The 26,323-nt window shown below is 69.2% G+C and carries 33 protein-coding genes; 25 read left to right on the top strand and 8 right to left on the bottom strand.

Annotated features, from left to right (window positions below; translation table 11 throughout):
- Window positions 1-68 precede the first annotated feature (68 nt).
- Together P0084_RS10690 and P0084_RS10685 are read left to right on the top strand one after the other, a co-directional pair.
- On the top strand, window positions 69-356 hold the full coding sequence (locus P0084_RS10690; protein WP_308916835.1) for a DUF1330 domain-containing protein: 288 nt from the start codon (window positions 69-71) through the stop codon (window positions 354-356).
- Window positions 357-542: 186 nt separating this feature from the next.
- Entirely contained in the window at window positions 543-1,139 is a 597-nt protein-coding gene (locus P0084_RS10685) for a thermonuclease family protein (RefSeq protein ID WP_308916834.1), read from the top strand.
- A gap of 62 nt (window positions 1,140-1,201) precedes the next feature.
- On the opposite strand, the gene purL is transcribed toward P0084_RS10685, so the two are convergent.
- Window positions 1,202-3,361, bottom strand: coding sequence for a phosphoribosylformylglycinamidine synthase subunit PurL (gene purL, locus P0084_RS10680; RefSeq protein WP_308916833.1), 2,160 nt, complete (start codon window positions 3,359-3,361; stop codon window positions 1,202-1,204).
- Between the two features lie 141 nt (window positions 3,362-3,502).
- On the opposite strand from purL, the gene P0084_RS10675 reads away from it, so the two are divergent.
- Window positions 3,503-4,159 carry a hypothetical protein gene (locus P0084_RS10675; RefSeq protein ID WP_308916832.1) on the top strand — a complete coding sequence of 219 codons (657 nt, stop codon included), beginning with the start codon at window positions 3,503-3,505 and terminating at the stop codon, window positions 4,157-4,159.
- A 4-nt stretch (window positions 4,160-4,163) separates the two neighbouring features.
- Here P0084_RS10675 and P0084_RS10670 read toward each other — a convergent pair whose 3' ends face one another.
- The 3 genes from P0084_RS10670 to P0084_RS10660 are packed head-to-tail and all read right to left on the bottom strand — an operon-like array spanning window position 4,164 to window position 5,367.
- The gene (locus P0084_RS10670; protein WP_308916831.1) at window positions 4,164-4,829 is read right to left on the bottom strand and encodes a DUF1638 domain-containing protein; all 666 of its coding nucleotides are present in this window, start codon (window positions 4,827-4,829) and stop codon (window positions 4,164-4,166) included.
- Window positions 4,826-5,155 carry a YbjQ family protein gene (locus P0084_RS10665; RefSeq protein ID WP_308916830.1) on the bottom strand — a complete coding sequence of 110 codons (330 nt, stop codon included), beginning with the start codon at window positions 5,153-5,155 and terminating at the stop codon, window positions 4,826-4,828. The genes P0084_RS10670 and P0084_RS10665 overlap by 4 nt, the downstream gene beginning before the upstream one ends.
- The gene (locus P0084_RS10660; RefSeq protein WP_308916829.1) at window positions 5,152-5,367 is read right to left on the bottom strand and encodes a hypothetical protein; all 216 of its coding nucleotides are present in this window, start codon (window positions 5,365-5,367) and stop codon (window positions 5,152-5,154) included. The genes P0084_RS10665 and P0084_RS10660 overlap by 4 nt, the downstream gene beginning before the upstream one ends.
- 148 nt (window positions 5,368-5,515) lie before the next feature.
- Here P0084_RS10660 and P0084_RS10655 point away from each other — a divergent pair, with 148 nt between their 5' ends.
- The 10 genes from P0084_RS10655 (at window position 5,516) to P0084_RS10610 (ending at window position 13,128) form a co-directional block, all read left to right on the top strand.
- The gene (locus tag P0084_RS10655) at window positions 5,516-6,703 is read left to right on the top strand and encodes an ABC transporter substrate-binding protein (RefSeq protein ID WP_308916828.1); all 1,188 of its coding nucleotides are present in this window, start codon (window positions 5,516-5,518) and stop codon (window positions 6,701-6,703) included.
- 75 nt (window positions 6,704-6,778) lie between these two features.
- Entirely contained in the window at window positions 6,779-7,558 is a 780-nt protein-coding gene (locus P0084_RS10650; protein WP_308916827.1) for an ABC transporter ATP-binding protein, read from the top strand.
- 154 nt (window positions 7,559-7,712) lie between these two features.
- Complete coding sequence (locus P0084_RS10645; RefSeq protein ID WP_308916826.1) at window positions 7,713-8,549, top strand: ABC transporter ATP-binding protein; 837 nt, start codon at window positions 7,713-7,715, stop codon at window positions 8,547-8,549.
- Window positions 8,550-8,557: 8 nt separating this feature from the next.
- Window positions 8,558-9,043, top strand: a complete 486-nt coding sequence (locus P0084_RS10640) for a hypothetical protein (protein ID WP_308916825.1) — start codon at window positions 8,558-8,560, stop codon at window positions 9,041-9,043.
- Entirely contained in the window at window positions 9,037-9,405 is a 369-nt protein-coding gene (locus P0084_RS10635) for a hypothetical protein (RefSeq protein ID WP_308916824.1), read from the top strand. Before P0084_RS10640 ends, P0084_RS10635 begins: the two co-directional genes overlap by 7 nt.
- Window positions 9,402-9,725: a hypothetical protein gene (locus tag P0084_RS10630; RefSeq protein ID WP_308916823.1), complete on the top strand. Its 324-nt coding sequence runs from the start codon at window positions 9,402-9,404 to the stop codon at window positions 9,723-9,725. Before P0084_RS10635 ends, P0084_RS10630 begins: the two co-directional genes overlap by 4 nt.
- A 373-nt stretch (window positions 9,726-10,098) precedes the next feature.
- Window positions 10,099-11,109, top strand: a complete 1,011-nt coding sequence (locus P0084_RS10625) for a branched-chain amino acid ABC transporter permease (protein ID WP_308916822.1) — start codon at window positions 10,099-10,101, stop codon at window positions 11,107-11,109.
- On the top strand, window positions 11,106-12,398 hold the full coding sequence (locus P0084_RS10620) for a branched-chain amino acid ABC transporter permease (RefSeq protein WP_308916821.1): 1,293 nt from the start codon (window positions 11,106-11,108) through the stop codon (window positions 12,396-12,398). The genes P0084_RS10625 and P0084_RS10620 overlap by 4 nt, the downstream gene beginning before the upstream one ends.
- Before the next feature lies 1 nt (window position 12,399).
- Window positions 12,400-12,747 (top strand): hypothetical protein, encoded by a 348-nt coding sequence (locus P0084_RS10615; protein ID WP_308916820.1) that lies wholly within the window; start codon window positions 12,400-12,402, stop codon window positions 12,745-12,747.
- A gap of 3 nt (window positions 12,748-12,750) precedes the next feature.
- Window positions 12,751-13,128 carry a hypothetical protein gene (locus tag P0084_RS10610; protein WP_308916819.1) on the top strand — a complete coding sequence of 126 codons (378 nt, stop codon included), beginning with the start codon at window positions 12,751-12,753 and terminating at the stop codon, window positions 13,126-13,128.
- Between the two features lie 37 nt (window positions 13,129-13,165).
- Here P0084_RS10610 and P0084_RS10605 read toward each other — a convergent pair whose 3' ends face one another.
- The gene (locus P0084_RS10605) at window positions 13,166-13,822 is read right to left on the bottom strand and encodes an SDR family NAD(P)-dependent oxidoreductase (protein WP_308916818.1); all 657 of its coding nucleotides are present in this window, start codon (window positions 13,820-13,822) and stop codon (window positions 13,166-13,168) included.
- Window positions 13,823-13,915: 93 nt separating this feature from the next.
- On the opposite strand from P0084_RS10605, the gene P0084_RS10600 reads away from it, so the two are divergent.
- Window positions 13,916-14,485 carry a biotin transporter BioY gene (locus tag P0084_RS10600; RefSeq protein WP_308916817.1) on the top strand — a complete coding sequence of 190 codons (570 nt, stop codon included), beginning with the start codon at window positions 13,916-13,918 and terminating at the stop codon, window positions 14,483-14,485.
- A gap of 108 nt (window positions 14,486-14,593) precedes the next feature.
- On the opposite strand, the gene P0084_RS10595 is transcribed toward P0084_RS10600, so the two are convergent.
- The gene (locus tag P0084_RS10595; RefSeq protein WP_308916816.1) at window positions 14,594-15,817 is read right to left on the bottom strand and encodes a cytochrome b/b6 domain-containing protein; all 1,224 of its coding nucleotides are present in this window, start codon (window positions 15,815-15,817) and stop codon (window positions 14,594-14,596) included.
- 161 nt (window positions 15,818-15,978) lie between these two features.
- Here P0084_RS10595 and fabD point away from each other — a divergent pair, with 161 nt between their 5' ends.
- The 5 genes from fabD (at window position 15,979) to ccmE (ending at window position 19,484) form a co-directional block, all read left to right on the top strand.
- A complete protein-coding gene (gene fabD, locus P0084_RS10590) occupies window positions 15,979-16,935 on the top strand; it encodes an ACP S-malonyltransferase (protein WP_308916815.1) in 957 nt (318 codons plus the stop codon).
- Complete coding sequence (gene fabG / locus P0084_RS10585) at window positions 16,935-17,672, top strand: 3-oxoacyl-[acyl-carrier-protein] reductase (RefSeq protein WP_308916814.1); 738 nt, start codon at window positions 16,935-16,937, stop codon at window positions 17,670-17,672. Before fabD ends, fabG begins: the two co-directional genes overlap by 1 nt.
- 142 nt (window positions 17,673-17,814) lie before the next feature.
- Window positions 17,815-18,048, top strand: coding sequence for an acyl carrier protein (locus P0084_RS10580; RefSeq protein WP_308916813.1), 234 nt, complete (start codon window positions 17,815-17,817; stop codon window positions 18,046-18,048).
- 186 nt (window positions 18,049-18,234) lie between these two features.
- Entirely contained in the window at window positions 18,235-19,044 is an 810-nt protein-coding gene (locus P0084_RS10575) for a glutamate racemase (RefSeq protein WP_308916812.1), read from the top strand.
- Entirely contained in the window at window positions 19,041-19,484 is a 444-nt protein-coding gene (ccmE, locus tag P0084_RS10570) for a cytochrome c maturation protein CcmE (RefSeq protein WP_308916811.1), read from the top strand. Before P0084_RS10575 ends, ccmE begins: the two co-directional genes overlap by 4 nt.
- A gap of 5 nt (window positions 19,485-19,489) precedes the next feature.
- Here the strand turns inward: ccmE and P0084_RS10565 are convergent, their stop codons facing one another.
- Together P0084_RS10565 and P0084_RS10560 are read right to left on the bottom strand one after the other, a co-directional pair.
- Window positions 19,490-19,903 carry a type II toxin-antitoxin system VapC family toxin gene (locus P0084_RS10565; RefSeq protein WP_308916810.1) on the bottom strand — a complete coding sequence of 138 codons (414 nt, stop codon included), beginning with the start codon at window positions 19,901-19,903 and terminating at the stop codon, window positions 19,490-19,492.
- Complete coding sequence (locus P0084_RS10560) at window positions 19,896-20,195, bottom strand: type II toxin-antitoxin system Phd/YefM family antitoxin (protein ID WP_308916809.1); 300 nt, start codon at window positions 20,193-20,195, stop codon at window positions 19,896-19,898. The genes P0084_RS10565 and P0084_RS10560 overlap by 8 nt, the downstream gene beginning before the upstream one ends.
- A gap of 139 nt (window positions 20,196-20,334) precedes the next feature.
- Between P0084_RS10560 and P0084_RS10555 the strand changes: the two genes are divergently transcribed.
- From P0084_RS10555 to fabF, 6 genes are all read left to right on the top strand, one after another.
- Window positions 20,335-20,946 (top strand): holin-associated N-acetylmuramidase, encoded by a 612-nt coding sequence (locus P0084_RS10555; RefSeq protein WP_308916808.1) that lies wholly within the window; start codon window positions 20,335-20,337, stop codon window positions 20,944-20,946.
- Window positions 20,946-21,500, top strand: a complete 555-nt coding sequence (locus tag P0084_RS10550) for a holin family protein (protein ID WP_374213637.1) — start codon at window positions 20,946-20,948, stop codon at window positions 21,498-21,500. The genes P0084_RS10555 and P0084_RS10550 overlap by 1 nt, the downstream gene beginning before the upstream one ends.
- A gap of 195 nt (window positions 21,501-21,695) precedes the next feature.
- Complete coding sequence (locus P0084_RS10545; protein ID WP_308916806.1) at window positions 21,696-23,672, top strand: heme lyase CcmF/NrfE family subunit; 1,977 nt, start codon at window positions 21,696-21,698, stop codon at window positions 23,670-23,672.
- A complete protein-coding gene (locus P0084_RS10540) occupies window positions 23,669-24,121 on the top strand; it encodes a cytochrome c-type biogenesis protein (protein ID WP_308916805.1) in 453 nt (150 codons plus the stop codon). The genes P0084_RS10545 and P0084_RS10540 overlap by 4 nt, the downstream gene beginning before the upstream one ends.
- Window positions 24,122-24,187: 66 nt before the next feature.
- Window positions 24,188-24,964: an enoyl-CoA hydratase-related protein gene (locus P0084_RS10535; protein WP_308916804.1), complete on the top strand. Its 777-nt coding sequence runs from the start codon at window positions 24,188-24,190 to the stop codon at window positions 24,962-24,964.
- Between the two features lie 89 nt (window positions 24,965-25,053).
- Window positions 25,054-26,319, top strand: a complete 1,266-nt coding sequence (fabF, locus tag P0084_RS10530; RefSeq protein WP_308916803.1) for a beta-ketoacyl-ACP synthase II — start codon at window positions 25,054-25,056, stop codon at window positions 26,317-26,319.
- The last annotated feature ends 4 nt before the right edge of the window (window positions 26,320-26,323 follow it).

Below are 26,323 nucleotides of genomic sequence, written 5' to 3'. Positions count from 1 at the left end.
TCCAAGTGGACAGACTGCCGGTATCGGGGGCTTATTCAACCGCAAATCGACATGCAGGATGCCGCACCATGCCCAAAGCCTATTGGATCGCCCACGTCACGGTCACGGATCCCGAACCCTATGCGCTGTACGCCGCGGGCGCGACCGAGGCCTTCGCGAAGCACGGCGCCCGCGTGCTGGCCCGTGGCGGCCGGCTGAAGGCGCTGGAAGGAGAGAGCCGTCCTCGCAACGTCGTGATCGAGTTCGACAGCATGGACGCCGCGCTGGCGTGCTATCGATCCGCCGAATACCAGTCCGCGAAGGCGCATCGGGAGGGGGCCGGGGAGGCGCAGATCATGATATTGGAGGGGGTTTAAGCAACAGGTCACCTGGTAGGACCAGACACCTAATAGAGTGATGTCGTGATTGGACCGGATTACTGAGAAATCGAAACAGAAAGCCGTTGGTTAACGTCGCCATGCAGCGCGAAACATAACCGATCTGCTTCTGGTCAGCATGTTTCATGGCCTACGGCAGCGCGGTTGCCTGTAGGAGGTCGAGACATGGATCCACTGATGATCGGCGTCGGATTGATCGTCGCGGTAATCCTCGTCGGGCGGCTCGTGGCCCACGCGATGCGGTCCAGTCAGGCCTATTGGTCCGAACCGAAGCGTTTGGACAGACATCAATCGCCTCCCGCACCCCCTACGGGCGCGGCGCCGGACCACCAAACCGGCAGGATTGTCTCGCAGCCGATCGTCATAGAGGGCCGGGCCCGGATCGTGGATGGCGACACTCTGATAATAGGTCGGACCTCGATCAGGTTGTTCGGTATCGACGCTCCCGAGATCGATCATCCGTATGGTAACAAGGCGAAGTGGGCGTTGATCGGCCTTTGCAAGGGACAGGACGTGACCGCAACACTCATGGAAGCGGATCACTACGGCCGCCTGGTGGCTCGATGTACATTGAAGGACGGACGCGACCTGTCCGCGGAAATGGTCAAGCTGGGCCTCGCGATTGACTGGCCAAAGCATTCCGGTGGTCGATATTTGCGGTACGAGGTTTCCGGGGCCCGCAAACGCATGTGGTTGGCCAATGCGCGGCAGAAAGGCCGCATGGACGTTTGGAAACGGTACGAGGCGCGCCGCGCGAACTGATCGTGGTTGGTTCACGAGATGCGCTGCCAGGGCTGTCCTGCGGACCGCTTGCTCCGGCTTCCTTAACCGAACACCTGCTCGAACCGTTCGCGGAACACCGCGGACAGGTCCGCCAGCCCCGCGCTGCTGTTGCCCAGCGTCACGCTGTCGCCGCCGAACTGGCCCACCATGGACAGGGGCACGCCCGCCTTGCCGGCGGCGACCATCAGGGCCTCCGCCGCGTCGAAGGTGACGGCCAGGAGGTAGCGGGCCTGGTCCTCGCCGAACAAGACCGCCTGATCGGACACGTCCAGCGCGACGCCCGTGCCGCCGGCCTCCGCCAAGGTGAACGCCGCAAGCGCCAGGCCGCCGTCGGACAGGTCGGTGCAGGCCGTGACGTAGGCGCGATTGGCCAGAAGGAACGCGCCATGCGCACGCTCCGCCTGGAGGTCGACGGGCGGGGGGGCGCCGTCCTCGCGGCCCTGCACGCACCACAGGAACGCCGATCGGCCCATATGGGTGCCCGGATGGCCCAGCAGCAGGGCCACCATCCCGGCCCGCGCGCGCCCCGCGATGCGGCTGCCAGCTGGCTCGATCAGGCCCACCGCGCCGATGGTGGGGGTGGGCAGGATGCCGCGGCCGTCCGTTTCGTTGTAGAGGCTCACGTTGCCCGACACGATCGGCATGCCCAGCGCGTCGCATGCCTCGCCGATGCCCTGTATCGCACCCACGAGCTGACCCATGATGCGCGGCTTCTCGGGGTTGCCGAAGTTGAGGTTGTCGGTCGCGGCCAGGGGCCTGGCGCCGCGCGCGACGAGGTTGCGGTAGGCTTCCGCCACCGCCTGCCGCCCGCCTTCGACCGGGTCGGCCACGACGTAGCGTGGCGTCACGTCGGCGGTGAAGGCCAGCGCCGTGTCCGTGCCGTGGACGCGGATAACGCCAGCGTCGTGGGACGGCACGACGAGCGTGTCTGCCATGACCTGCGTGTCGTACTGACGGATCACCCAGTCCTTCGCGCAATGGTCCGCGCTGCCGACGATGGCGCGCAAGGCGTCGATCGGGTCCACGGGTTCGACATGCCCCAGGGGGTCGGGGGGAGGCGTGGGGTCCCACGGGCGGTCGTATTCGGGGGCGCTGGACGCCAGGGTGGACAGGGGCAGGTCGGCCATCGTCTCGCCCCCGTGGACCACCACGAAGCGGTCATCGGCGATGGTCTCGCCCACGACGGCGAAGTCGAGTTCCCACTTATCGAACACGGCACGGGCCTGCGCTTCGCGTTCGGGGTCGAGGACCATCAGCATGCGTTCCTGGGACTCGGACAGCATCATCTCGTAGGCCGTCATCGCATCCTCGCGCACGGGGACGCGGTCCAGGTCCAGGCGGATGCCCAAGCCGCCCTTGTCCCCCATCTCCACCGCCGAACAGGTCAGGCCGGCGGCGCCCATGTCCTGGATCGACACGACGGCTCCGGTGACCATCAGCTCCAACGTGGCCTCCATCAGGCGCTTCTCGGTAAAGGGGTCGCCGACCTGGACGGTGGGGCGCTTCTCCTCGATCGTGTCGTCGAACTCCGCGCTCGCCATCGTGGCCCCGCCCACGCCGTCGCGTCCGGTCCTGGCGCCCAGATAGACGACCGGGCGGCCCACGCCGGAGGCGGCGGAATAGAAGATCGCATCGCTTCGCGCGATGCCTGCGGCGAAGGCGTTGACCAAACAGTTGCCGTCGTAGGAGGGGTGGAAGCGTATCTCGCCGCCCACCGTGGGCACGCCGAAGCAGTTGCCGTACCCGCCGATCCCTTCGACCACCCCGTGGACGAGCCGGCGCGTCCTGGGATGGTCCGGGCTGCCGAAGGATAGCGCGTTCATCGCCGCGACGGGCCGCGCGCCCATGGTGAACACGTCGCGCAGGATGCCGCCCACGCCGGTCGCCGCGCCCTGGTAGGGTTCGATGTAGGAGGGGTGGTTGTGGCTCTCCATCTTGAAGACGCAGGCCAGGCCGTTCCCGATGTCCACGACGCCCGCGTTCTCGCCCGGTCCGCAGATGACCTGGGGCCCGGTGGTGGGCAGGGTCCGGAGGTAGCGCTTGGACGACTTGTAGGAGCAGTGCTCGTTCCACATCGCCGAGAAGATGCCGAGTTCGGTGAAGGTCGGCTCGCGTCCCACGATGTCCAGGATGCGGTCGTACTCGTCCGACGTCAGTCCGTGGGCCGCCACCAGGTCGGGCGTGATCGCGGGGTCGGTCATTCGTTTCTCCGGTCCTGACAGGGCCGGTCTAGGGCACGAACCCGATGGGGTGAAGGGCGCGCGGCGGGGTGGGGATAACCCCACTACCGCGGGGGTGGGCGGGCGTGCATCCTGGGACCACCATCGAGGCGGAGGGAACGGATGGCGGAGGAGGAGCGCGACGCGAAGACGTCCGGGATCCTGGGACCGGTGCTGGGGTTCGCGGCAGGCATCGCGGCGACGGCGGGCGCGTTCCTGTCGGGCATCCTGGACCGCGACGTCGCCAACCGAGAGGTCGACGTGGAGGTCATGCGGATCGCGTTCGACATCCTGGAATCGCCGGTCGCCGCGACGGGCACGACCTATCGCGACTGGGCTTGTTCCGTGCTGGACACGCACACCCCCGACGATCCCTTGGACTGCGAGGCGCCGGACGCCGCGGCGGCGCGGATCTGGGATCCCGGCCGGTTCGCCGGAACAGCGGTGGGCGCGCGCGATGCGGGCGATGCCAGTCAGATCGACGTGACGGTGTTCACCTGTTCGGATGCGGATCTGCCCGCGGCGCGGACGGCGATGGACTATCTGACCCGCGAAGGCGTGGGAGAGGTGCGCTTGGCGGAGTGGACGCTGTCGGACGAGTTGTCCCCCGCCGATTTGCAGGGGCGGGTGACGATGGTGCTCGACATGGACCACCCGGAGGCGGAGGAGGAAGAAAGGCTGCGCCGCGCCGTGGGCCACATGGAGTTGACCATCAAGACGCTCGCCAACGAGGGGGATGCGACGCCGTGGCGAGCGTCGGTGATCGTCTGCGGCGTGTGACCGTTCAGGCGCGCGCGGCGACGGGACCCAGGGCGTGGGCGAACGACTCCAACCCGGTGAACCGTCGCTCGAACGTCAGTCCGAGGCGATCCGCCGCCGCCCGGGCGCGGGCGGTCAGGGCGGCGTCGTCGGTCTGGGCCAGGTAGACGAGCGCGCGGTAGTTGCCGAAATAGGCGTCGCGAAGCTCCGGGTGGCGGTCCAGCCCCAGCGGTTCGATCACGAAGGCGTCGAACTGCCGGGCCAGGAAGTCCGTCAGGTAGAAGGCGTCCGTCTCGCCATGGGCGGCGAACTCGGCCTCCCCCTCGAAGAAGGCATAGCAATGCGGCCCGGCGATCATGGGCACGCCACGCGCCTCGCAGACCTTCCGCAACGCGCCCCCCGTCCCGCAATCGGCATAGGCGACGAAGGTCCGGCCATAGGCCTCCATCCGGGCGTCGAGCGCGTCGGCCAGGGCGGGGGCGATGCGGTCGGGATGGTTGTGGAGCATCGCGGGCAGGCAATGGAGGTCGAGGTGAGACCATGCGCCCGCCCGCGTCACGGCCCCGATCTCGCGGGCCAGCGCGCCGCAGGCGACGACTAGGACGCGGCCCGCGGCATCGGCGGGCGGGCGCGGCGGGGTGGCGGGGCGGGTCGGCGGCGGAGGCGCGCCGGGGCGGCGTCCGCGCCTCACCGCAGGGTGACGGCGGTGCCGTAGGCCACGACCTCGGACGCGGCCTGCGCGATGTGCGACGTTTCCAGGCGCATGCCCACGACGGCGTCCGCCCCCATCGCGCGGGCGTCGGCAACCATTCGGTCGATGGCCTGCTCGCGCGCACCGGTCAGCAGCGCGCCGTATTCCTTGACCTCGCCGCCCACCAAGTTGCGCAGGCTCGCCACGATGTCCGATCCGATATGCTTGGCCCGCACGGTGGAGCCCTTGGCCAAGCCCAGCACGGTCGCGACCTCGCGGCCCGGGGGGGCGTCGACGGTCACGATCAGCATGGCGGGGGACGTCACGGATCCATTCCGTCGTAGGGGTCGTCGCGCCGGTCGGCCAACCTGTCCGCCACCACGCGCCACAGGACGTAACCCACCAGCATGATCGGCACGATCAGGGCCCAGCCGATGGGCAGGTGCGCCGACGCGGTGGCCCAGGCGACCAGCCAGACGGTCGCGCCCGCCGCGCAGAGCACGGTCACCAGGAGAAGGACGAGTCGATCCAGCGGCATGCCGATCCTCCGTTCGTGCAACCAGGGGCAATATGGGCGCCCGCGGGCTTGCGGGAAAGGGCGGGATTGCTCGGATTCGATGCTTTCCAATCAGGCGACCGCCGCTTAGGCTGCGCGCCGGACAACGTTCCAACAGGGAGTCGAACGAATGAAGAAGGTATTGCTGGCCACGGCCGCGACCCTCGCCGCCACCGCCGCGTTCGCGGACGGCCACAGCCCCGTCAAGATCGGCATCAGCCTGGGCTTCACCGGCCCGCTGGAATCGATGGCGGTCGACATGGGCGCCGCCGCCGAGTTCGCGGTCGCCGAAGTCAACGAGAGCGGCGCGCTGCTGGACGGCGTGACGGTGGAAACGGTGCGGGCCGACTCGACCTGCATCGATGCGTCCGCGGCGACTGCGGCGGTCGAGCGCCTGATCACGTCGGACGGCGTGGTGGGCATCGTCGGCGGCATGTGCTCCGGCGAGACGGGGGCCACGCTGCAGAACGTCGCGATGCCCAACGGCATCGTCATGATCTCGCCCTCCGCCACGTCGCCCGGCCTGTCCACGGTCGAGGATAACGGCCTGTTCTTCCGCACGTCCCCGTCGGATGCCCGCCAGGGCGTCGTGATGGCGGAAGCCCTGATGGACAAGGGGATCGAGGAAGTCGCCGTCACCTATACGAACAACGACTACGGCAAGGGTCTGGCCGACAGCTTCCAGGCCGCGTTCGAGGAGCGGGGCGGCAGCGTGACGATCAACGCCGCGCACGAGGACGACCGTGCCGACTATTCGGCGGAGGTGGGCGCCCTGGGTGCCGCGGGCGGCGAGTTGCTGGTGGTCGCGGGCTATGTCGATTCGGGCGGCTCTGGCATCGTGCGTTCCGCCCTGGACACGGGCGCGTTCGACACGTTCTATTTCCCGGACGGGATGATCGGGAACCAGCTGGTCGAGAACTTCGGCGACGAGATCGACGGCTCGATGGGTGCCAACCCTTCCCCGCCGGAAGAGCTGGCGAGCCGCTTCGGCGAGCTGTCGGGGGACGCGTTCGATTCGACCGGGGCCTTCGCGCCGGAGGCCTACGACGCCGCAGCGCTGCTGATGCTGGCGATGCAGGCGGCCGGGTCCACCGATCCGTCGGTCTACAAGGACGAGGTCCTGAACGTGGCAAACGGCCCGGGCGAGGAGATCCAGGCGGGCGAGCTGGCCCGTGGCCTGCAGATCCTCGCCGATGGCGGCGAGATCGACTATGTCGGCGCGACCGGCGTGAACCTGATCGGACCGGGCGAGGCCGCGGGCAATTACCGCGAGGTGACGTTCGAGGGCGGTGCCGAGCAGATGGTCGGCTTCCGCTGATCGCCGTTCTGGCTTGACGTCGCGCGGCCCCGGGTTCGACGCCCGGGGCCGTCGCGTGGAAGGGGTCCGCACGACATGATCGAGGTCCATGACCTGCACCGGCACTTCGGCGGCTTCCGGGCCGTGGACGGGGCGACGCTGACGGTCGCGCCCGGTTCGATCACGGGGCTGATCGGGCCCAACGGGGCGGGCAAGACGACGCTGTTCAACGTGATCGCGGGCGTGCTGAAGCCGACTTCCGGCACGGTGACGATGGCGGGCGAGGACATCACCGGGCTGCCGCCGCACGAGCTGTTCCACAAGGGCCTGCTGCGCACGTTCCAGATCGCGCACGAGTTCGGGTCGATGACCTGCCGCGAGAACCTGATGATGGTGCCCGGCGGGCAGGCGGGCGAGTCGCTGTGGAACACATGGTTCGGGCGCCGTCGGATCGCGGACGCCGAGCGCGCGCTGCGCGCCAAGGCGGACGAGGTGCTGGACTTTCTGACCGTCGCCCATTTGGCCGACCAGCGGGCGTCGGACATTTCGGGCGGGCAGAAGAAGCTGCTGGAACTGGGGCGCACCATGATGGTCGACGCCCGGATCGTGTTCCTGGACGAGGTGGGGGCCGGCGTGAACCGCACGCTCCTGAACACGATCGGCGATGCGATCCTGCGCCTGAACCGGGAGCGGAACTATACCTTCGTGGTGATCGAGCACGACATGGATTTCATCGGCAAGATCTGCGACCCCGTCATCGTCATGGCCGAAGGCAAGGTCCTAGCCGAAGGGACGCTGGACCGGATCAAGGCCGACGAGCAGGTGATCGAGGCGTATCTGGGCACGGGCCTGAAGAACAAGGATCAGGTCGCGTGAGGTGTTTCATATCGTCGCGGATTTCCGCCCCGGTGCGGAAAATGCGCGTACACCCCCCGTGCACCCCCCGTACACCCCCCGTGCATACGGCGTTCGCCGGGATGGCGTTGCGCGTTTCGGGATTTGACAGAGCGCATGCTCGGGATCGCGTGGCGTGAGCGGTCGGGCGAATCCCTACGCCGACGACCGGGGCAACAAGGACCGGTCGATCACGAAGCCGGGGCAGGGCGGCACGATGGGCGCGGGCACGGCGCCCGAACCGTCCGACCGACCCGCGGGCGTCAATGCCTTCCTGATCGGCGAGGCCATGACCGGCGGCTACGGCAGCGGCGCGGACATCCTGCACGATTGCACCATCGCCGTGGACCCGGGCCAGATCGCGGTCATCGTGGGCCCCAACGGCGCGGGCAAGTCCACCGCGATGAAGGCGGTGTTCGGGATGCTGAACCTGCGCAAGGGAAGCGTGCGGCTGGACGGCGAGGACATCACCGCGCTGACGCCCCAGGACCGCGTGAAGGCGGGCATGGGCTTCGTGCCGCAGACGTCCAACATCTTCCCCACCCTGACGGTGGAGGAGAACCTGGAGATGGGCGCCTTCATCCGGCGTGACGACATCCGGGGCACCATGGCGCAGATCTACGATCTGTTCCCCATCCTGGCGGACAAGCGGCGGCAGGCGGCGGGCGAGTTGTCGGGCGGGCAGCGCCAGCAGGTCGCCGTGGGCCGTGCGCTGATGACGAAGCCCAAGGTCCTGATGCTGGACGAACCCACGGCGGGGGTCAGCCCCATCGTCATGGACGAGCTGTTCGACCGCATCATCGAGGTCGCGCGCACGGGCATCCCCATCCTGATGGTCGAGCAGAACGCCCGGCAGGCGCTGGCCATCGCGGACCGGGGCTATGTCCTGGTGCAGGGGGCGAACGCGCATACTGGGACGGGCAAGGAACTGCTGGCGGACGAGCAGGTCCGGCGCAGCTTCCTGGGGGGGTGAGGGGGGTGGTGCGCGCCCTGCTCCCATTCGCCGTGTCCGTGGCATCGGCCTGCGGCGCGGTCCCGATACCGGAGGCCGCCTTCACGACGGTGCTGTCGTGCGAGGTGCGCCGTTCCCCGTCGGAGCGGTCGCTGCCCGTCCGGTTCGGCTATGCGGAGAACCGACCGGCCGCGGCGATCGGGTCGGGCCGGATCGGGCATCTGACGGCGATCGACCCGGATCCGTTCGAGGCGACGCTCGCCGTGTTCGGATCGGCGGGGTCAGCCGCCATGGGGTCGTTTTCTACCGACGAGGACGGCGCCCTGCGCGTCACGACGACCCCGTTCCTCCGGAACGAGCCGCCATCCTATGTCGGGTCCTGCCCCGGCGTCGTCGACTATGCAGTGCAGGCCGCGCGCGTGAACGTCGAGGCGGCGCGGGTGGACCGGGACGCCTGGCCCTGCCAGGGACCCACCATAGACCACGGCATCGGTGAGATCGTCACGACATGCTAGGACGGATCGAACGGATCGCCTGCGCTGCGGCGCTGATCGTGCCGGCGACGGCGGGGGCGATGGAATGCGCCTTCGTGTCGGAGTGCATCCCCGGCGAGCCCTGTGCTGAGACGGCGTTCGCCGTCGGTGTCGAGACGGACCCGGCGGCGGGCCGTGCGGAACTGGTGACCGATTTCGGCACGTTCGCTGGTCTCTACTCGAACGTCCGGGGCGCGTTGCCTGCGAACGTCACCGCCTTCTCGGGCGATAGCAGGGACAGCCATGGTCTGAGTTGGACGGCTACGGGCGCATGGTCGACCGTCCATCTGCCAGGATCCGGCATGGCGATCACCTATACCGGTCTCTGCGAGGTTGCGGAGTGAGTGCCGCGGCGATGCTGTTGGCCGGTGCGACCTGCACCTTCGCCACCGTTCCGGCGGACAGCCGCGCGGTGGACCCGCCGGTGATCGTCATGCCAGTATCCGCGGCGGGGGCGTCGGGTCGTCTGAGCGCGGACTTGTTCGGCGAGGCGCTGACGCTGTTCCGCGACGACGGAGGCGGTTCGGTCGCGCAATGGCGCACCGGGGTCGGGGCGACGGCGATCGTGCTGTCGGTCGCGCCCGATGGCGGGGCCGATCTGTTGCAATTCGAGGGCGCCCACCTGCGCGGCGTCTTCCCCGGACGATGCGAGTCATCACTTTGAGTAAATATATGCCATGGATCCTGATTGCCTCGCTACCGCAATTCGTATCCGCGGCACCGGTGTCTTGGGCATGCGAATTTACGAGCGAGTGCTACGCGGGAAAGTGCGATACCGGCAGGATGAACCTGACATTCTTTGTAGAGGACAGTGGGCGTGGCAACGCATACATGCAAGGAAATCAAGGGTTAGTGAACGTATATCCGGTCATAGGCGAAGCAGCCGTGTCGTTCATCGAGCCGGTTACGGCAGGCACCGTGCAAGCGACTTCAATTCTGAACGACGGCACGGCGGTCCATTCACGCCATACTCAGTTTGTCGGGCAATTTGTTCTGTCGCAATGGACCGGGTCCTGTACATATCACGCGGGGAACTGATGGACCTTCTCAACGCCTTCGTCACCCTGGCGAACTTCGTGATCGTGCCGGCCACGGCCTATGGCGCGCAGCTGGCGCTGGGGGCGCTGGGGGTGACGCTGATCTATGGGATCCTGCGGTTCTCGAACTTCGCGCATGGGGACACGATGGCCTTCGGCACGATGGTCGTGATCCTGGGGACCTGGGGCCTGCAGGCCGCCGGGGTGTCGGCTGGGCCCTTGCCCACGGCGCTGATCGCGCTGCCCCTTGGGATCGCCGCGACCGCGCTGCTGATGCTTGGGACCGACCGGGTCGTGTACCGGTTCTATCGCGCGAAGAAGGCGGTGCCGGTGATCTTCGTGATCGCGTCGCTGGGGGTCATGTTCATCACGAACGGCCTGGTGCGCTTCGTGATCGGGCCGGACGACCAGCGCTTCGCGGACGGGGCGCGGTTCCTGATCTCGGCCCGCGACTTCCGCGACATGACCGGGCTGGACGAGGGCCTGGCCATCCGGTCCAGCCAGGCGCTGACGGTCGTGGTGGCGGTGATCGTGGTGGCGGCCCTGTTCTGGTTCCTGAACCGGACGCGGACCGGCAAGTCGATGCGGGCCTATTCGGACAACGAGGATCTGGCGCTGCTGTCGGGCATCGACCCCGAACGGGTCGTGGTCATCACCTGGCTGATCGTGGCCGCGCTGGCGACGGTGGCGGGCACGCTGTACGGGCTGGACAAGTCGTTCAAGCCGTTCACGTACTTCCAGCTGCTGCTGCCGATCTTCGCATCGGCCATCGTGGGTGGGCTGGGCAACCCCCTGGGCGCGATCGCGGGCGGCTTCCTGATCGCCTTCACCGAGGTGACGATCACCTATCCGCTGAAGAAGGTGCTGGAATACGCCCTGCCGGAAGCGTTGGAGCCGGAGGGGTTGGTGCAGCTGCTGTCGACCGACTACAAGTTCGCGGTCAGCTTCGTGATCCTGCTGGTCGTGCTGCTGTTCCGTCCGACGGGTCTGTTCGCGGGGAGATCGGTATGACGACGCGTGGCATCCTGCTGTTCGGCCTCGTGGCGCTCCTGTTCGTCGGGACCGGCTTCGTTCAGTCGTGGAACGTGTCGCTGACGATCCTGAACATGGGTCTGGTGTCGGCGATCATGGCCTTGGGCGTGAACATGCAGTGGGGCTATGCCGGGCTGTTCAACGTCGGCGTCATGGGGTTCGTCGCCCTGGGCGGCCTGGGGGCGGTGCTGGTGTCGATGCCCCCCACGGGCGAGGCCTGGGCGGCGGGCGGCGTGCGGGTGCTGACGGGGCTGGTCCTGGGGGCCGCGACCATCGTGGCGGCGATCCTGGCCTGGTCGCGGTTGGGCCGTTATCGCGGCTGGGCCGTGGCCGCGATCCTGCTGGCGGGGTTCTTCGTGTACCGCGCCGTCTATGACGGAGGCGTCGAGCGGGTGGAAGCCGTGGACCCGGCCGTCAGCGGGTATCTGGGTGGCCTGGGCCTGCCGATCCTGCTGGCCTGGCCCGTGGGCGGGCTGCTGGCGGCGGGGGCCGCCTGGCTGGTGGGCAAGACGGCGCTGGGGTTGCGGTCGGACTACCTGGCCATCGCGACGCTGGGCATCGCCGAGATCGTGATCGCCGTGCTGAAGAACGAGGACTGGCTGTCGCGCGGCGTGAAGAACGTGATCGGCCTGCCGCGACCCGTGCCGTACGAGATCGACCTGCAGCAATCGGCCGACTTCCAGGAGCGCGCCGCCGGCCTGGGCGTGGACGTCGTGACGGCGTCGTCGCTGGCGGTGAAGCTGTCCTATGCCGGGTTGTTCACGGTGGTTCTGCTGATCCTGCTGTGGCTGGCGCAGGCGGCGCTGGCCTCGCCCTGGGGCCGCATGATGCGCGCCATTCGCGACAACGAGGTCGCGGCGGAGGCGATGGGCAAGGACGTCACCGCGCGGCACCTGCAGGTCTTCGTGCTGGGATCGGCCGTCTGCGGTCTGGCGGGCGCGATGATGACGACGCTGGACGGGCAGCTGACGCCGTCGTCGTACCAACCGCTGCGCTATACGTTCCTGATCTGGGTCATGGTGATCGTGGGCGGGTCGGGCAACAACTTCGGCGCGGTGCTGGGCGGCTTCCTGGTGTGGTGGCTGTGGGTCCAGGTCGAACCGCTGGGCGGGGGCCTGATGGACCTGATCACCGCCGGCATGGCCGACGGCACGTGGCTGAAGGCCCATCTGCAGGAGGCCGCGGCCCACATGCGCCTGCTGACCATGGGGGTCATCCTGTTGCTGGTGCTGCGGTTCAGCCCGAGGGGGCTGATCCCGGAGCGGTAGGGTGGCCGCGCGGACGTCATATTTCGCGAAGCGTGGACTGCCCGTGCGGGTGGTGACGACGGAGCAGGCGGAGTTCGACATCGCGCAGTTCGGGCTGTCCGAACGGGTTGTGGAGGCGATTGGAAAGAACCTGCAGGAGGTGGCGTTCTCGCCCCGCGATCGGGAAGTGGCCGGTATTCGTATAAGGGAACTCCACGGGTATGAGGTCATGTTTCTGACCACCAAGGTTGGGAACGCATTCGAGGTCGCAGTGGGCAGTATCCGTCCGCCCGATCCGTCGGATCCGGTGGACGAGAAATTGAAACGTCTTGGTTTCCTCGCTACGTTCCGAAGTGCATTCGGGATCTGATCGATGACATACGAAGAATACATCGCACTATCGGAAGAAGAGCAGCTCGCCGCTGGGGTGCAGAGTATGATCCGCATGCTTCTGGTGCAGGGGCGGACGTTGGTTCGCCTTTCGGACGTCGATCCGCGCCAAGGCAATCCTTCTGCCGAGGAGATCGTTCTAGAACCGCTTGCATCGTGGGATGCGTCGGTTAGCGACATTAGATCGGTAAGCGGTGCGAGGACCTACCGGGTCGATAAGTCCGGACTTACTCGCAATGCCTGGGAACAGAGTGTTCCCCGATCTGGTCTACATGGACGGTTCGTTGAGCGGGCGGCTGCCATGTCCCTTAAGCCGAAGAAGATTGCGCCGGCGAACGGCACTGTTAAACGTTCGCCCTGACGGATCGAACGCTCCGCGCCTCGAGCGTAACACGGTGCTACAGTCCCACGTCACCCATCAACCGCGCCGCCTCCGCCGGGCAGGTCGCCAGCTTCGCGCGGTCCTCGCCGGGGTGGAAGCGGGCGCGGAGGGCGGTGGGCATGGGGCGCGGGGTCAGCAGGTGGACGGCGGTCGCGCCGTCGGTCGTCGCCTCCGCCTGCCAGGCCTGGACCATGGCCCGCTGCGCGGCCTTCGTGGCCAGATAGCCGCCGGCGAACTTGATCGGGCGGTCGTCGTCGAAGAACACGGCCGTCCCCCCGCCCGCGGCCCGCAGCAGCGGCGCGACATACGCGATCAGGCGGGACAGCGCGGTGACGTTGCAGTCCACCGCCCTGGCCATGTCGCGTTCCGGGATCGAGACGGCGGGCGACAGGGGCGGGACCTCTACGGCCGTGTGGACCCAAAGCGGCAGCTTGCCCCACCGGTCGTAGATCGAGCGGCACAGGTGCTGCATCGCGCCCGCATCCGTCACGTCCATCGGCGCCAGCGTCGCCTGTCCGCCCGCGGCCTGGATGCGGTCGTCCAGTTCCTCCAACGCGCCCTGCGTGCGGGCCACGGCCAGGACGTGCGTTCCGCGCGACGCCAGGCGTTCCGCGACCGCGGCCCCCAATCCGCGGGAGGCGCCGGTGACGAGTGCGAGGTCGGGTCGGGTCATGGCCGCGTGCGTCGCATGCGAAGGGTCCAGGCACAAGTTGACACCGCCCGCCACGGGGCGGCAAAAGCCGCCCAAACGCATGGAGTGGTGGACATGACCCTGACGACCCTGGCCCTGGGCCGGATGACCTGGCCCAAGCAGATTGCCGCGGCCGTCGCGGGCAGCGCGCTGATCGCGGTGGCGGCGCAGATCTCGGTCCCGTTCTTCCCGGTTCCGATGACCCTGCAGACGCTGGCCGTGCTGGCAATCGGGCTGGCGTTCGGTCCGACCCTGGCGGCGGCGACGGTGGTCCTCTACCTCCTCGAGGGGCTGGCGGGTCTACCGGTCTTCACGGGGATGCGGAACGGCGTGGCCTTCGCCGGACCCACGGCGGGCTTCCTGGTGGGCTTCGTCGCGATGGCCTGGATCGCGGGGCAGGCGGCGGGGCGCGGCCTGGTCGCCATGATCGCGGCGGCGCTGCTGGCCTCCGCCGTCCTTTATGTCTTCGGTCTGGCCTGGCCCTTCGCGGTGGCGGGCGCGGTGGGCATCGAGGCGGGCTGGGCTTCGATGGACGCGGGCGCGATGCTGGGCGCCTTCATGTACCCCTTCCTTCTGGGCGACGCGGTCAAGGCCGTGCTGGCCGCCCTGCTGGTCGCGGGCGGGGCCACCTTGCTGCGACGCTGACGACCTTCGCACCCGCTTCGGATGGGCCGCCCTGCCGGGCGGCCCTTTCCTTTGGGCATGGCCTGCGCGGCGTCGATCGCCTCGACGTGGGCGCTTCCCCGAAGCCCGTCAGCTGGCCGGGACGGCGCCGTCGCCCCGCTGGGCGGTCAGCTCGACGGATATCGTGACGCCGAAGCCGACGTTCGATTCGTCGGGATAGGCCTGCCCCATCTCGAAGTCGCGGCGGTCCACGTCGGTGCTGCCGGACATCGTGGCGGTGTCGCCCTCCACGTCCAGGTCGAAGGGCAGCGTGACGGGGACGACGACGTCGCGGATCGTCAGCGTGCCCTCCGCCACGTGGCCGGTTCCGTCCTCGGCGGGCGCGATGTCGGCGGCGAAGGTCGCGGTGGGGAACGCGCCGGAGGCCAGGAACTCGTCCCCCGTCGCCTGGCCGCTGACCGACCCCAGGGTCAGGGACCCGGTGGCGACCGACACCTCGACCGCGCCCGTGCCGGTGGCGTCGTCGAAGTCGATCGACGCCTGCCAATCGGCGAAGCTGCCGGTGACGGCCGATCCCAGTTGCGTGACGGTGATGGACAGGGTGCCGTCCTCCACGGTCCAGTTCGCCGGCGCGTCGACCTGCGCCACGCCGCCCACCGCCTGCGCGCCCTGGGGCACCAGGGCCAGGCCCACGCCGAGGGTCGCGGCCCAGACGCCCAGCGCCACGACGGCGGGCAGGGCGTGGCCGCGGGACCGTTCGGGCAGGGGTCCCGGATCGGTGCCGCGCCACATCCGGGCCATCGTCGCGTCGCGGTCGACGGCGGCATGCTTGATCGCGCCCGCGACGTGCAGGATCAGCGCGGCGACCAGCACCTTGTTGAACGTCTTGTGCAGCGTGCCCAAGGTGGCGGACAGGTCCGGGTCCCGGGGCACGAACGGCAGGGTCTGGCCGAAGGGCCACCAGATCGGCGCGAAGCCCGTGGCCGCCGCGTGATGCGTCCAGCCCAGGAGCGGCACGATCACCAGGCTGCCGTAGAGGAGCCAATGCACCGCGGCGGCGAGCCTGCCTTCCCACCCGCCGTGCAGGGGGCGGGGCCGGGGTTGCGACAGGGCCCACAGGATGCGCGCCAGGGCCACGAAGAAGATTGCCAGGCCCACGGTCTTGTGCGCGCTGAAGAGCAGCACGACCCGTTCGATCTGCGCATCGGTCTGCACCGGCATCCGGTAGGCGATCGCGCCCAGGGGGATCACCGTGAGCATCAGCGCGGCGATCGTCCAATGGAACGCGCGTTCAACCCAGCCATAGGTCCGGACGGTGTTGGTGGCTTCGGTCCGGCGGGTGGCGGCGATCATGGCGGAACCCCTGTGACGCGGTACGTGCTCGAACCTAGGACGTCCTGCGTCGTCGGTCATCCGCGACCTGCGCACAACCACGGTGCGTGATCCGCGACGATTGCGACCCCGTCCGCCGCGCGCTAGGTGCCCGCGCGAGGTCCCGGACGGCGGAGGAAACCATGACACGTGCACTCGTCTTTCCGGGGCAGGGGGCGCAGACCATCGGGATGGGACGGGATCTGGCCTTCGCCCATCCGGAGGCCCGCGCCGTCTTCGACGCCGTCGATGCCGCCTTGGGCGAGGACCTATCGGGGCTGATCTGGAACGGTGCGCAGGACACGCTGACGCTGACGCGCAACGCCCAGCCGGCATTGATGGCGACGTCGGTCGCGGCCCTGCGGGCCCTGGAGGCGGGCGGCCTGTCCGTCGCGACCCATGCCGCGATGGTGGCCGGACATTCGCTGGGTGAGTATTCGGCGCTAGTCGCTGCTGGATCGCTGTCGCTGGAGGATGCCGTCCGGTTGCTGCGCCTGAGGGGCGAGGCCATGCAGGATGCCGTGCCGGCGGGGCGGGGCGCGATGGCGGCGCTTCTGGGCCTGGACGCGGACGCGGTGCGCGGGATCGCGGCCGAGGCTTCGGGGGACGGGGTCTGCGAGGCCGCGAACGACAACGATCCCGCGCAGGTGGTCGTTTCCGGCGACACGGCGGCGGTCGAACGTGCGGTGGAGCTGGCCAAGGCGGCGGGCGCCAAGCGCGCCGTGATGCTGCCCGTCTCCGCCCCCTTCCACTGCGCGCTGATGGCACCGGCGGCGCAGGCCATGGCCGACGCGCTGGACCGGGTCGAGATCCGGGACCCCGTCGTGCCCGTCGTGGCGAACGTCACCGCGGCGCCCGCGACGGACGCGGCCACGATCCGCGACCTGCTGGTTCGGCAGGTCACCGGTGCGGTCCGATGGCGCGAGAGCGTGGCTGCCATGGCCGCCGCCGCCGTGACCGAGACGTGGGAGATCGGGGCTGGCAAGGCCCTGTCGGGCATGGTGCGACGCATCGACCGCTCGATCGCCACGCGCAGCGTGGGCACGCCGGACGACGTCGCGGCTGCGCTGGAGTCCTTGCACGAGGGGAAAGAGGGTTGATGTTCGATCTTTCGGGAAAGGCCGCGCTGGTCACGGGCGCGTCGGGCGGCATCGGGGCCGCGATCGCGCGCGCGTTGCATGGCCGGGGTGCCGTGGTGGGCCTGTCCGGCACGCGCGAGAACCCGCTGAAGGCGCTTGCGGGGGAGTTGGGCGACCGGGTCCACGTCCTGCCCTGCGACCTGTCGGACGCGGGCGCGGTCACGGCCCTGCCGAAGGACGCGGCGGCCGCGATGGGGTCGGTCGACATCCTGGTGAACAATGCCGGCGTGACGCGCGACAACCTGTTCCTGCGCATGTCCGACGACGAATGGGACGGCGTGATCGCGGTGAACCTGACCGCCGCCTTCAAGCTGTCCAGGGGGGTCCTGCGGGGCATGATGAAGGCGCGGTGGGGCCGCATCGTGAACGTGTCGTCCGTCGTGGGGGCCACGGGCAATCCCGGGCAGGGGAACTATGCCGCGTCGAAGGCCGGTCTGGTGGGCATGGGCAAGTCTCTGGCGCACGAGGTCGCGTCGCGCGGGATCACCGTGAACGCGATCGCGCCGGGCTTCGTGGCGACGGCGATGACCGACAAGCTGACCGACGACCAGAGGGGCAAGATCGACGCCCAGGTGCCCGCGGGTCGCATGGGCACGCCCGAGGAGATCGCCGCCGCCGCCGTGTTCCTGGCGTCCCCGGAGGCGGCCTACGTGACGGGAACGGTCCTTCACGTGAACGGCGGATTGGCGATGGTCTGAGGCGTCCGATCCGCGGTTCCGCTGCCGGAATCGGGGACCCCGCGATAGCATTTGCCATCGCGGACCCCCATGATATAGGCCGCGCACAGGCCGGAACGGTCGATCGATACAGGGCCTTCGGGCCGCCATACGAGGTACAGACATGAGCGACATCGAGGATCGCGTCCGCAAGAAGGTGGTCGAGCATCTGGGCGTGGAAGAGGACAAGGTGAAGGAGAACGCCTCGTTCATCGACGATCTCGGCGCCGACTCGCTGGACACCGTGGAGCTCGTGATGGCCTTCGAGGAAGAGTTCGGGATCGAGATTCCCGACGACGCCGCGGAGTCGATCCAGACCTTCGGCGACGCGGTCAAGTTCATCAAGGAGAACACCTGATCCCTTTGGATCGGTGGTGACGACGCGGGCGCCCCACGGGGCGCCTTCTTCGTTCGTGGGGTTCCGTCGCGGTGTGGCCTGGATCGTGCCGTGCGATGTCCTGGCAGCGATCGCCCGGACGGGCCCCGGATGGACAAGGCCCCGCCCGGCGCCCTATTCCCCACGCCAGCAGCGGGGACCATCACGATGAGCGTCGGCATCTTCGACAGCGGCCTGGGTGGCCTGACCGTATGGGATGCCGTCCGGCGGCGCCTGCCGGACCTGCCGCTCCTGTATTACGCCGACAGCGCGCACGCCCCGTACGGCGTGCGCACGATGGACGACATCCATGCCCTGACCGTCCGCGCCGTCCATGCGATGTGGGACCGGGTCGATCTGGTCGTGTTGGCGTGCAACACGGCGTCGGCCGCGGCATTGCGCCGGATGCAGGAGGACGGGGTGCCGCAGGGCAAGCGCGTCCTGGGCGTGTTCGTGCCCCTGATCGAGGCCCTGTCGGAACGCGGCTGGGGCGACAACTCCCCCCCGCGCGAGGTGGCGGTCAATCAGGTCGCCCTGTTCGCCACGCCCGCCACGGTCGCGAGCCGTGCCTTCCAGCGGGAGTTGGCCTTCCGCGCCGTGGGCGTGGACGTCGAGGCGCAGGCCTGCGCGGGCGTGGTGGACGCCATCGAGGACGGGGACATGATCCTGGCCGACGCGCTGGTGCGCAGCCACGTCGACGCGCTGAAGCGCAAGATGCCCCATCCCCAGGCCGCGATCCTGGGATGCACGCATTACCCGCTGGTCGCCGACAGCTTCCGCCGCGCGCTGGGCGGGGACGTGACCGTGTTCAGCCAGGCGGACATTGTCGCGGACAGCCTGGCCGATTATCTGTCGCGCAGGCCGCATTTCGCCCTGGGCGGGACGGCCGCGATGATGACCACCGGGGATCCGGACCGCGTGTCGGCCCGCGCCACGCAGTTCCTGCGCCGTCCCCTGACCTTCGAGGCCGCGCCATGAGAAGCCTTCGCAAGACCCGCCGCATCCAGATCGTCGCCATCGCGGCCGTGCTGCTGGCCGGGTCGAGCGCGCTGGTCGGCTATGCGATGCGCGACGGGATCGCGTTCTTCCGCTCGCCCAGCCAGGTGGCCGAAGCGCCCCCCGCGGCGGCGGAGGTGTTCCGCATCGGCGGTCTGGTGGAGGACGGGACCCTAGTGCGGGGGCGGGGCACGCAGGTCGTGTTCAACGTCACCGATGGCGGCGCGTCCATTCCGGTCACCTACGAAGGCGTGCTGCCAGACCTGTTCGGGGAGGGCGAGGGCATGGTCGGGACGGGCCGCTACGTGGACGGCACGTTCGTAGCCCACGAGATCCTGGCCCGCCACGACGAGACCTACATGCCCGTCGAGGTGATCGAGGCCCTGAAGGAGCAGGGCGTGTATCAGCCCGCGGAGGGGTAGGGGACCTACCAGATCGTCGCGACGAACGGGCTTTCGTGGAGGGAGCGATCCCGGGTGACCAGGATCTCACCGCGAAGCGTGGCCGTCGCGGACAGGATCCGGTCGAACGGATCGCCGTGGTCCCAATCCAGCCTTGCCGCCTCGGACAGGATTTCCGCGGAAACCTCGACTTGTCCGATCCCCGATCGTCGCGCCCGCTCGGGCAGGGTCGGGAGGACCGGACGCATCGAGTCCCAACGCCCCCGGTGGACCTTGAAGCCGATCTCGTAGAGGGACGCCGTGCTGTAGGCGATGGAACCCGCCCGTTCGATCGCGTCGCGCGCGCGTTCGCCGAGCAGGTCCGGCGCCGCCGCCAGCCAGGCGAAGGCATGGGTGTCGAGTAGCAGGGCGGGATCGTCGGATCGCCCGAGGTCATTCATTCGGGTCGTCCAGCCACGTTTGGACCTCCGCATCCGTCACGCCCGGTTCGGTCAAATCCGGCATGTCGTGTCGCAGGTGACCCAGGCTTCCGACGAACTGCATCCAGGGGCGTTCGCCCGCTGCCGGGGGAACGGCCGAATCCGCCACGGCCGTGTCCCGGCCATCGACAGACAGACCCGTCAACCGCGCGACGGGCTTGTTCCCCCGCATGATGACCACGTCATCGCCCGCTTCGGCTGCGGCGACGAGTTGCGACAGCTTGGCCTTCGCTTCGGCGATCTTCATCCGCATCGGACCGTCCTTCGTGCCGGATCGGGATACTACGTGGTCCAACTTGGACCAGTTCGCAAGGACCATCGTACGGTGATCGGGGCTTAACCGCTCCGCCGGACCGTCCGGCCCCTGGACTCGTAATTCCCGGAGCAGGACCATGCAGACCGTACGACAGATCGCGGAAGCCATCGTCGCCCGCGAGGGTGGATACGTGAACGATCCGGACGATCCCGGCGGGGCGACGAACCATGGCGTGACGATCCATACCATGCGGGGCCTCGGCCTGGATCTGGACGGCGACGGGGACGTCGACGCGGCGGACGTGCGCCGCCTGGACCGGACGAAGGCGCTGGAGATCTTCGTCGACCACTATTTCCACCGGGTGCGCGTCGACGCGCTGCCCGATCCGCTGCACCCCAGCGTGTTCGACATGTACGTCAACGCGGGCGCGAACGCGGTGAAGATCCTCCAACGGCTCGCGACCCGGATGGGGCATCCGTTGGCCGCCGACGGGGTGATCGGACCCCTGACGGTCCGTGGCGTCCACGCCGCCCACGACGCCGCGCCGGGCCATATCGTGGATGCCTATGGGATCGCGCGACGCAACTACTATTACGATCTGGCGGACCGCCGGCCGCGATCGCGCAAGTTCGCGCGGCGCCGCGATGGCGGGAAGGGGGGCTGGATCACCCGTGCGGAGGAGTTCATCTCGCCCCGCTTCCATCTGACCGACGCGCAGCATGGGGCCCGCGTCGCGGGTTGGGCGTGATGGACCTGTCCGCGCCCCTGACCGCCGTGGCCCGCATCGGCGACACGGTGCGCGGCGTCAGCCGCGTGTTCCGCGCCGACGCGTCCGAGGGACAGGCGCTGGAGTTCGCCGCCCAGCGCGCGGCGCTCGATCAGTTGGGCCACGAGTTCGCGCATCCGACGCGAACGTGGTTCGACGCCACCATCGACGGGCTGAACCGGCTGCCGCGGCCTTTGCTGGCCTTCGGGACGCTGGGCCTGTTCGTGTTCGCGATGGTGGACCCGGCCAGCTTCGGCCACCGGATGGAAGGGTTGGCGTTGGTGCCCGAGCCCCTGTGGTGGCTGCTGGGCGCCATCGTCGGCTTCTATTTCGGCGCGCGGGAGCTTCATTACCGCCGGACCCCGGGCGTTCCGACCCCGCGACCGCGTCTGTCGGCCTGGCATCGCGAGTCCGACGAGTACGGGATCGACACCGGCGCCGCGCTGACGATCGAGACCAAGGGCGGCACCACCGACCCCGCCTCCGACGACAACCCGGCCCTGGCGGAATGGCTGCGCGGCCGATCCGGGGACTGACATCCGCGGAGCCATTCGATCGCGTCGCGTGATCGCCGGGTTCCGCCCGGCGGTCCGTGTCAGGAGCACCGACCGGGTGGCCAGGCCTTCGGGCCTCGTCACGCCGGGGCGAACGTTTCGCGGCACCCGGAGACGTGATGCGGCCCCCGGCCGCGCCCCGTTGGCGTTCCCCCCCGGGCCCCCTATACCCTTCCCATGATCGTCGAGCTCGGCCACTTCGCCCTGATCCTCGCCTTCGCGGTGGCGGTGGCGCAGACCATCGTGCCCATGGTGGGGGCGCACAACCGCTGGTCGGGTTGGATGGCCGTGGCCGAACCCGCCGCCATCGTGCAGGCGGTGCTGGTCGCGTTCAGCTTCGCGGCGCTGACCTATGCGTTCGTGACGAGCGATTTTAGCCTGCGCCTCGTCGTGCTGAACAGCCACACCGACAAGCCCATGCTGTACAAGGTGACGGGCGTGTGGGGGAACCACGAGGGGTCGCTGCTGCTGTGGGTGCTGATCCTCGCGGTGTTCGGGGCCGCCGCCGCCGTGTGGGGCGGCAACCTGCGCGACACGCTGCGCGCCCGCGTCCTGGGCGTGCAGGCCGCGGTGGGCGTCGCGTTCTATGCGTTCATCCTGTTCACGTCGAACCCGTTCATCCGCCTGGAGGTCCCGCCCTTCAACGGCGAGGATCTGAACCCGCTGCTCCAGGATCCCGGCTTGGCGTTCCATCCGCCGTTCCTGTACCTCGGCTATGTGGGCCTGAGCATGGCGTTCTCGTTCGCCGTGGCCGCGCTGATCGAAGGCCGGGTGGACGCCGCCTGGGGCCGGTGGGTCCGGCCCTGGACGCTGGCGGCCTGGCTGTTCCTGACCATCGGCATCGCGCTGGGATCCTGGTGGGCGTATTACGAGTTGGGCTGGGGCGGGTTCTGGTTCTGGGACCCGGTCGAGAACGCGTCCTTCATGCCCTGGTTGATCGCCGCGGCGCTGCTGCATTCGGCCATCGTGGTCGAGAAGCGCGAGGCGTTGAAGGCCTGGACGATCCTTCTGGCGATCCTGGCCTTCGGATTCAGCCTGGTGGGGACGTTCATCGTGCGATCCGGGGTCATCACGTCCGTCCACGCGTTCGCCAACGACCCGGAGCGGGGCGTCTGGATCCTGGTGATCCTGGGCGTGTTCACCGGCGGCGCGCTGCTTCTGTACGCCGTGCGCGCCCCGGTCATGCAGGCGAAGGGCGTGTTCGGCGTAGTCAGCCGGGAATCGGCGCTCGTGGCGAACAACCTTCTGCTGGCCGTGTCCTGCTTCGTCGTGTTCGTCGGGACGATCTGGCCCCTGGTCGCGGAGATGGCGTTCGATCGGACGCTTTCGGTTGGGCCGCCCTTCTTCGACGCCGCCTTCACCCCCTTCGTGATCGCCACCGCGATCCTCGTCCCGATGGGCTCGCTGATGCCCTGGAAGCGCGGCCGTGCGAAGGCTCTGAAGCCCGTGATCCCCGTTCTGATCCTGTCGCTCGCCGTGCTGGCGCTGGTTTGGGCGATGCAGACGGGACGGTCCGCGGGCGGCCCCCTGGGGGCCGCGCTGGGCGTGTGGCTGGTCGTCGGCGCGGCGGTCGACCTGCTGACCCGGACGGGCCGGGGGGCATGGTCCAACCGCCTGTCGCGCCTGACCCGCCTGCCGCGGGCGGATTGGGGCAAGGCGGTCGCCCATGCGGGCTTGGGCGTCACCATCTTCGGCGTCGCGGCCCTGACGGCCTGGGAGCAGGAACGCCTGGAGGCGCTCGACATCGGGGACAGCCTGACGGTCGGGAACGTGACGGTCACCCTGGACGCCGTCGACCGGGTGGAGGGGCCGAACTACGTCGCGACCGTCGCCACGCTGTCGACCTGGGAGGACGGCGAACCCATCGGCGTCCTGCGACCGGAGAAGCGGATCTATCCCGTGGCGCGGATGCCCACGACGGAGGCCGGGATCGACAACGGCATCACGCGCGACGTCTATGCCGTGATCGGCGATCCGCAGGTGGGTGGCGGCTGGGCCATCCGAGTGTACATCAAGCCCTTCGCCAACTGGATCTGGGGCGGCGCGATCCTGATGGCGCTGGGCGGGCTGGTCAGCCTGACCGACCGCCGGTGGCGCATCGCGGCCGGTGCGCGCAAGGCGCCCGCAGGCCCCGCGCCGGTTCCCGCCGAATGAGGGGGCTGGTCCTGGCGCTGCTTCTGGCGGCCGTGCCCGCGGCGGCGGTCGAGCCCGACGAGGTCCTGGACGATCCCGTTCTCGAAGAGCGCGCCCGCGACCTGTCGAAGGGGCTGCGCTGTCTGGTCTGCCGCAACGAGAGCATCGACGAATCCAGCGCGGGCATCGCCCGGGATCTGCGGCTGCTGGTGCGCGAACGGCTGGTGGCGGGCGACACCGACGCCGAGGTGATCGACTTCGTCGTCGACCGCTATGGCGAGTACGTCCTTTTGAATCCGACGACCGACGGGGCGAACCTGATCCTGTGGATCGCGCCCCTCGCGCTGTTGGCGCTGGGGATGGGGGTCGCGGGTGTCCACATCACGCGTCAACGCCCGGTGCCCGATGCCGGCCTGGATGCCGTCGAGGAGGCGCGCCTGCGAGAGCTGACGGAGGACCGCGGGCCGTGACGCACCGTCCCGCTTCCCCCCGTCGTCCCGGCTGATAGGGTCCACCCCGAACCATCGGGGGCCGCCATGCAGTACGAGACCATCCGCCTGGGCGTCCGCGACGGCGTGGCCGTCCTGACGCTGAACCGTCCCGACCTGATGAACGCCCTGAACACCCAGATGCGGGCCGAGATCCTTCATGCCATGGGCGACGTCCAGGACAGGGCCCGCGTGCTGGTGATGACCGGCGAGGGTCGCGCGTTCTGTTCCGGCCAGGACCTCGGGGATCGCGCGAACCTCGCCTCCATGAACATGGAGCGCGTGCTGCGCGACGAATACGAGCCGATGCTGCGCGCCATCTTCGACAGCGCCATCCCCACCATCGCCGCCGTGAACGGTCCCGCCGCGGGTGCGGGCGCGAACCTGGCCCTGGCCGCGGATGTGGTGATCGCGGCGGAGAGCGCGGTCTTCCTGCAGGCCTTCACCCGGATCGGGCTGATCCCGGATGCGGGCGGGACGTACTGGCTGCCCCGGCAGGTGGGCGCGGCCCGCGCGATGGGGGCGGCCCTGTTCGCGGAACCGGTCCCGGCCCGGCAGGCCGCCGACTGGGGCATGATCTGGGAGGCCGTGCCCGATGCCGACTTCCCGGCCCACTGGGCGGAGCGTGCGGCGCATCTGGCCAACGGACCGACGGCGGCATACCGCAACGTGAAGCGCGCCATCCGAGGCAGCTTCGACCATACGTTGGACGAGCAGCTGACCTTCGAGGCGAAGCTGCAAGGCGAGGTGGGGCGCACCCGGGACTTCCAGGAAGGCGTGCTCGCGTTCCTGGAGAAGCGCGCCGCGACGTTCCAGGGGCGTTGACGCCCCCCGTTCCCCGCGCGCCCGCTTGCCCCCCCGCCGTGCGGCCCGTATCAGCGGCGCCGTAGGGAACCGCCTGGGGATAGCCGATCATGCGCCGCGTCGTCGTCACGGGATTGGGAATGGTCACGCCGTTGGGCTGCGGGGTGCAGACGACGTGGGACCGCCTGATCGCGGGGGCATCCGGCGCCGGTCCGATCACGCGGTTCGACGCGTCCCACCTGGCCACGACCTATGCCTGCGAGATTCCGCGCGGCGATGGATCGGACGGGACGTTCAACCCCGACGATTGGATGGAGCCCAAGGAAGCGCGCAAGGTCGACGACTTCATTCTCTATGCGATGTGCGCGGCCGATCAGGCGATCGCGGATTCGGGCTGGCAGCCCGACGAGGCTGGCAAGCTGCGCACGGGCGTCATGATCGGATCGGGCATCGGGGGGCTGTCGTCCATCGCCGACACCGCGATCCTGCTGAAGGAACGCGGCCCCCGGCGGGTGTCGCCGTTCTTCATCCCGTCCGCCCTGATCAACCTTGCGTCGGGTCAGGTCAGCATCCGATACGGCTTCAAAGGGCCGAACCATTCGGTCGTCACGGCATGTTCGACGGGCGCGCATGCGATCGGGGACGCGGCACGGCTGATCGCGCTCGACGATGCCGACGTCATGGTCGCGGGCGGGGCCGAGAGCCCGATCAGCGAGATCGGCATCGCGGGGTTCAACGCCTGCAAGGCCCTGTCCACCCGGCATGCCGGCGACCCGACAGCCGCGTCGCGGCCCTGGGCGGCGGACCGGGACGGCTTCGTCATGGGCGAGGGGGCCGGCGTGGTCGTGCTGGAGGCGTACGAGCATGCGAAGGCGCGGGGTGCCACGATGCTGGCGGAGGTCGCGGGCTATGGGCTGTCGGGCGATGCGCATCACATCACCGCGCCGCCGCCCGATCACGAGGGCGCGGAACGCGCGATGCGTGCGGCGCTGAAGCGGGCGGGCCTGTCGGGCGACGACATCGACTATGTCAACGCGCACGGAACGTCGACGATGGCCGACACGATCGAACTGTGCGCCGTCGAGCGGATCGTCGGGGACCATGGGAAGGACGTGACCATGTCGTCCACCAAGTCCGCGATCGGCCACCTGCTGGGGGCGGCCGGGTCCGTCGAGGCGATCTTCTGCATCCTCGCCCTGCGCGACGGCGTCGCCCCCCCGACGCTGAATCTGCACGATCCCGCGCCGGAGGCGGCGGCGAGCGCGATCCACCTTGCGCCGAACGCCGCGCAGCGGCGGCGAATCGACGTGGCGGTGTCGAACTCGTTCGGCTTCGGTGGCACGAATGCGTCGCTGGTGCTGCGGCACGTGGTCTAACTTC

Source organism: Jannaschia maritima (genome assembly GCF_030973515.1).
Classification (GTDB): Bacteria; Pseudomonadota; Alphaproteobacteria; order Rhodobacterales; family Rhodobacteraceae; genus Jannaschia; species Jannaschia maritima.
This window is presented reverse-complemented; position numbering and strand designations above follow the sequence as displayed.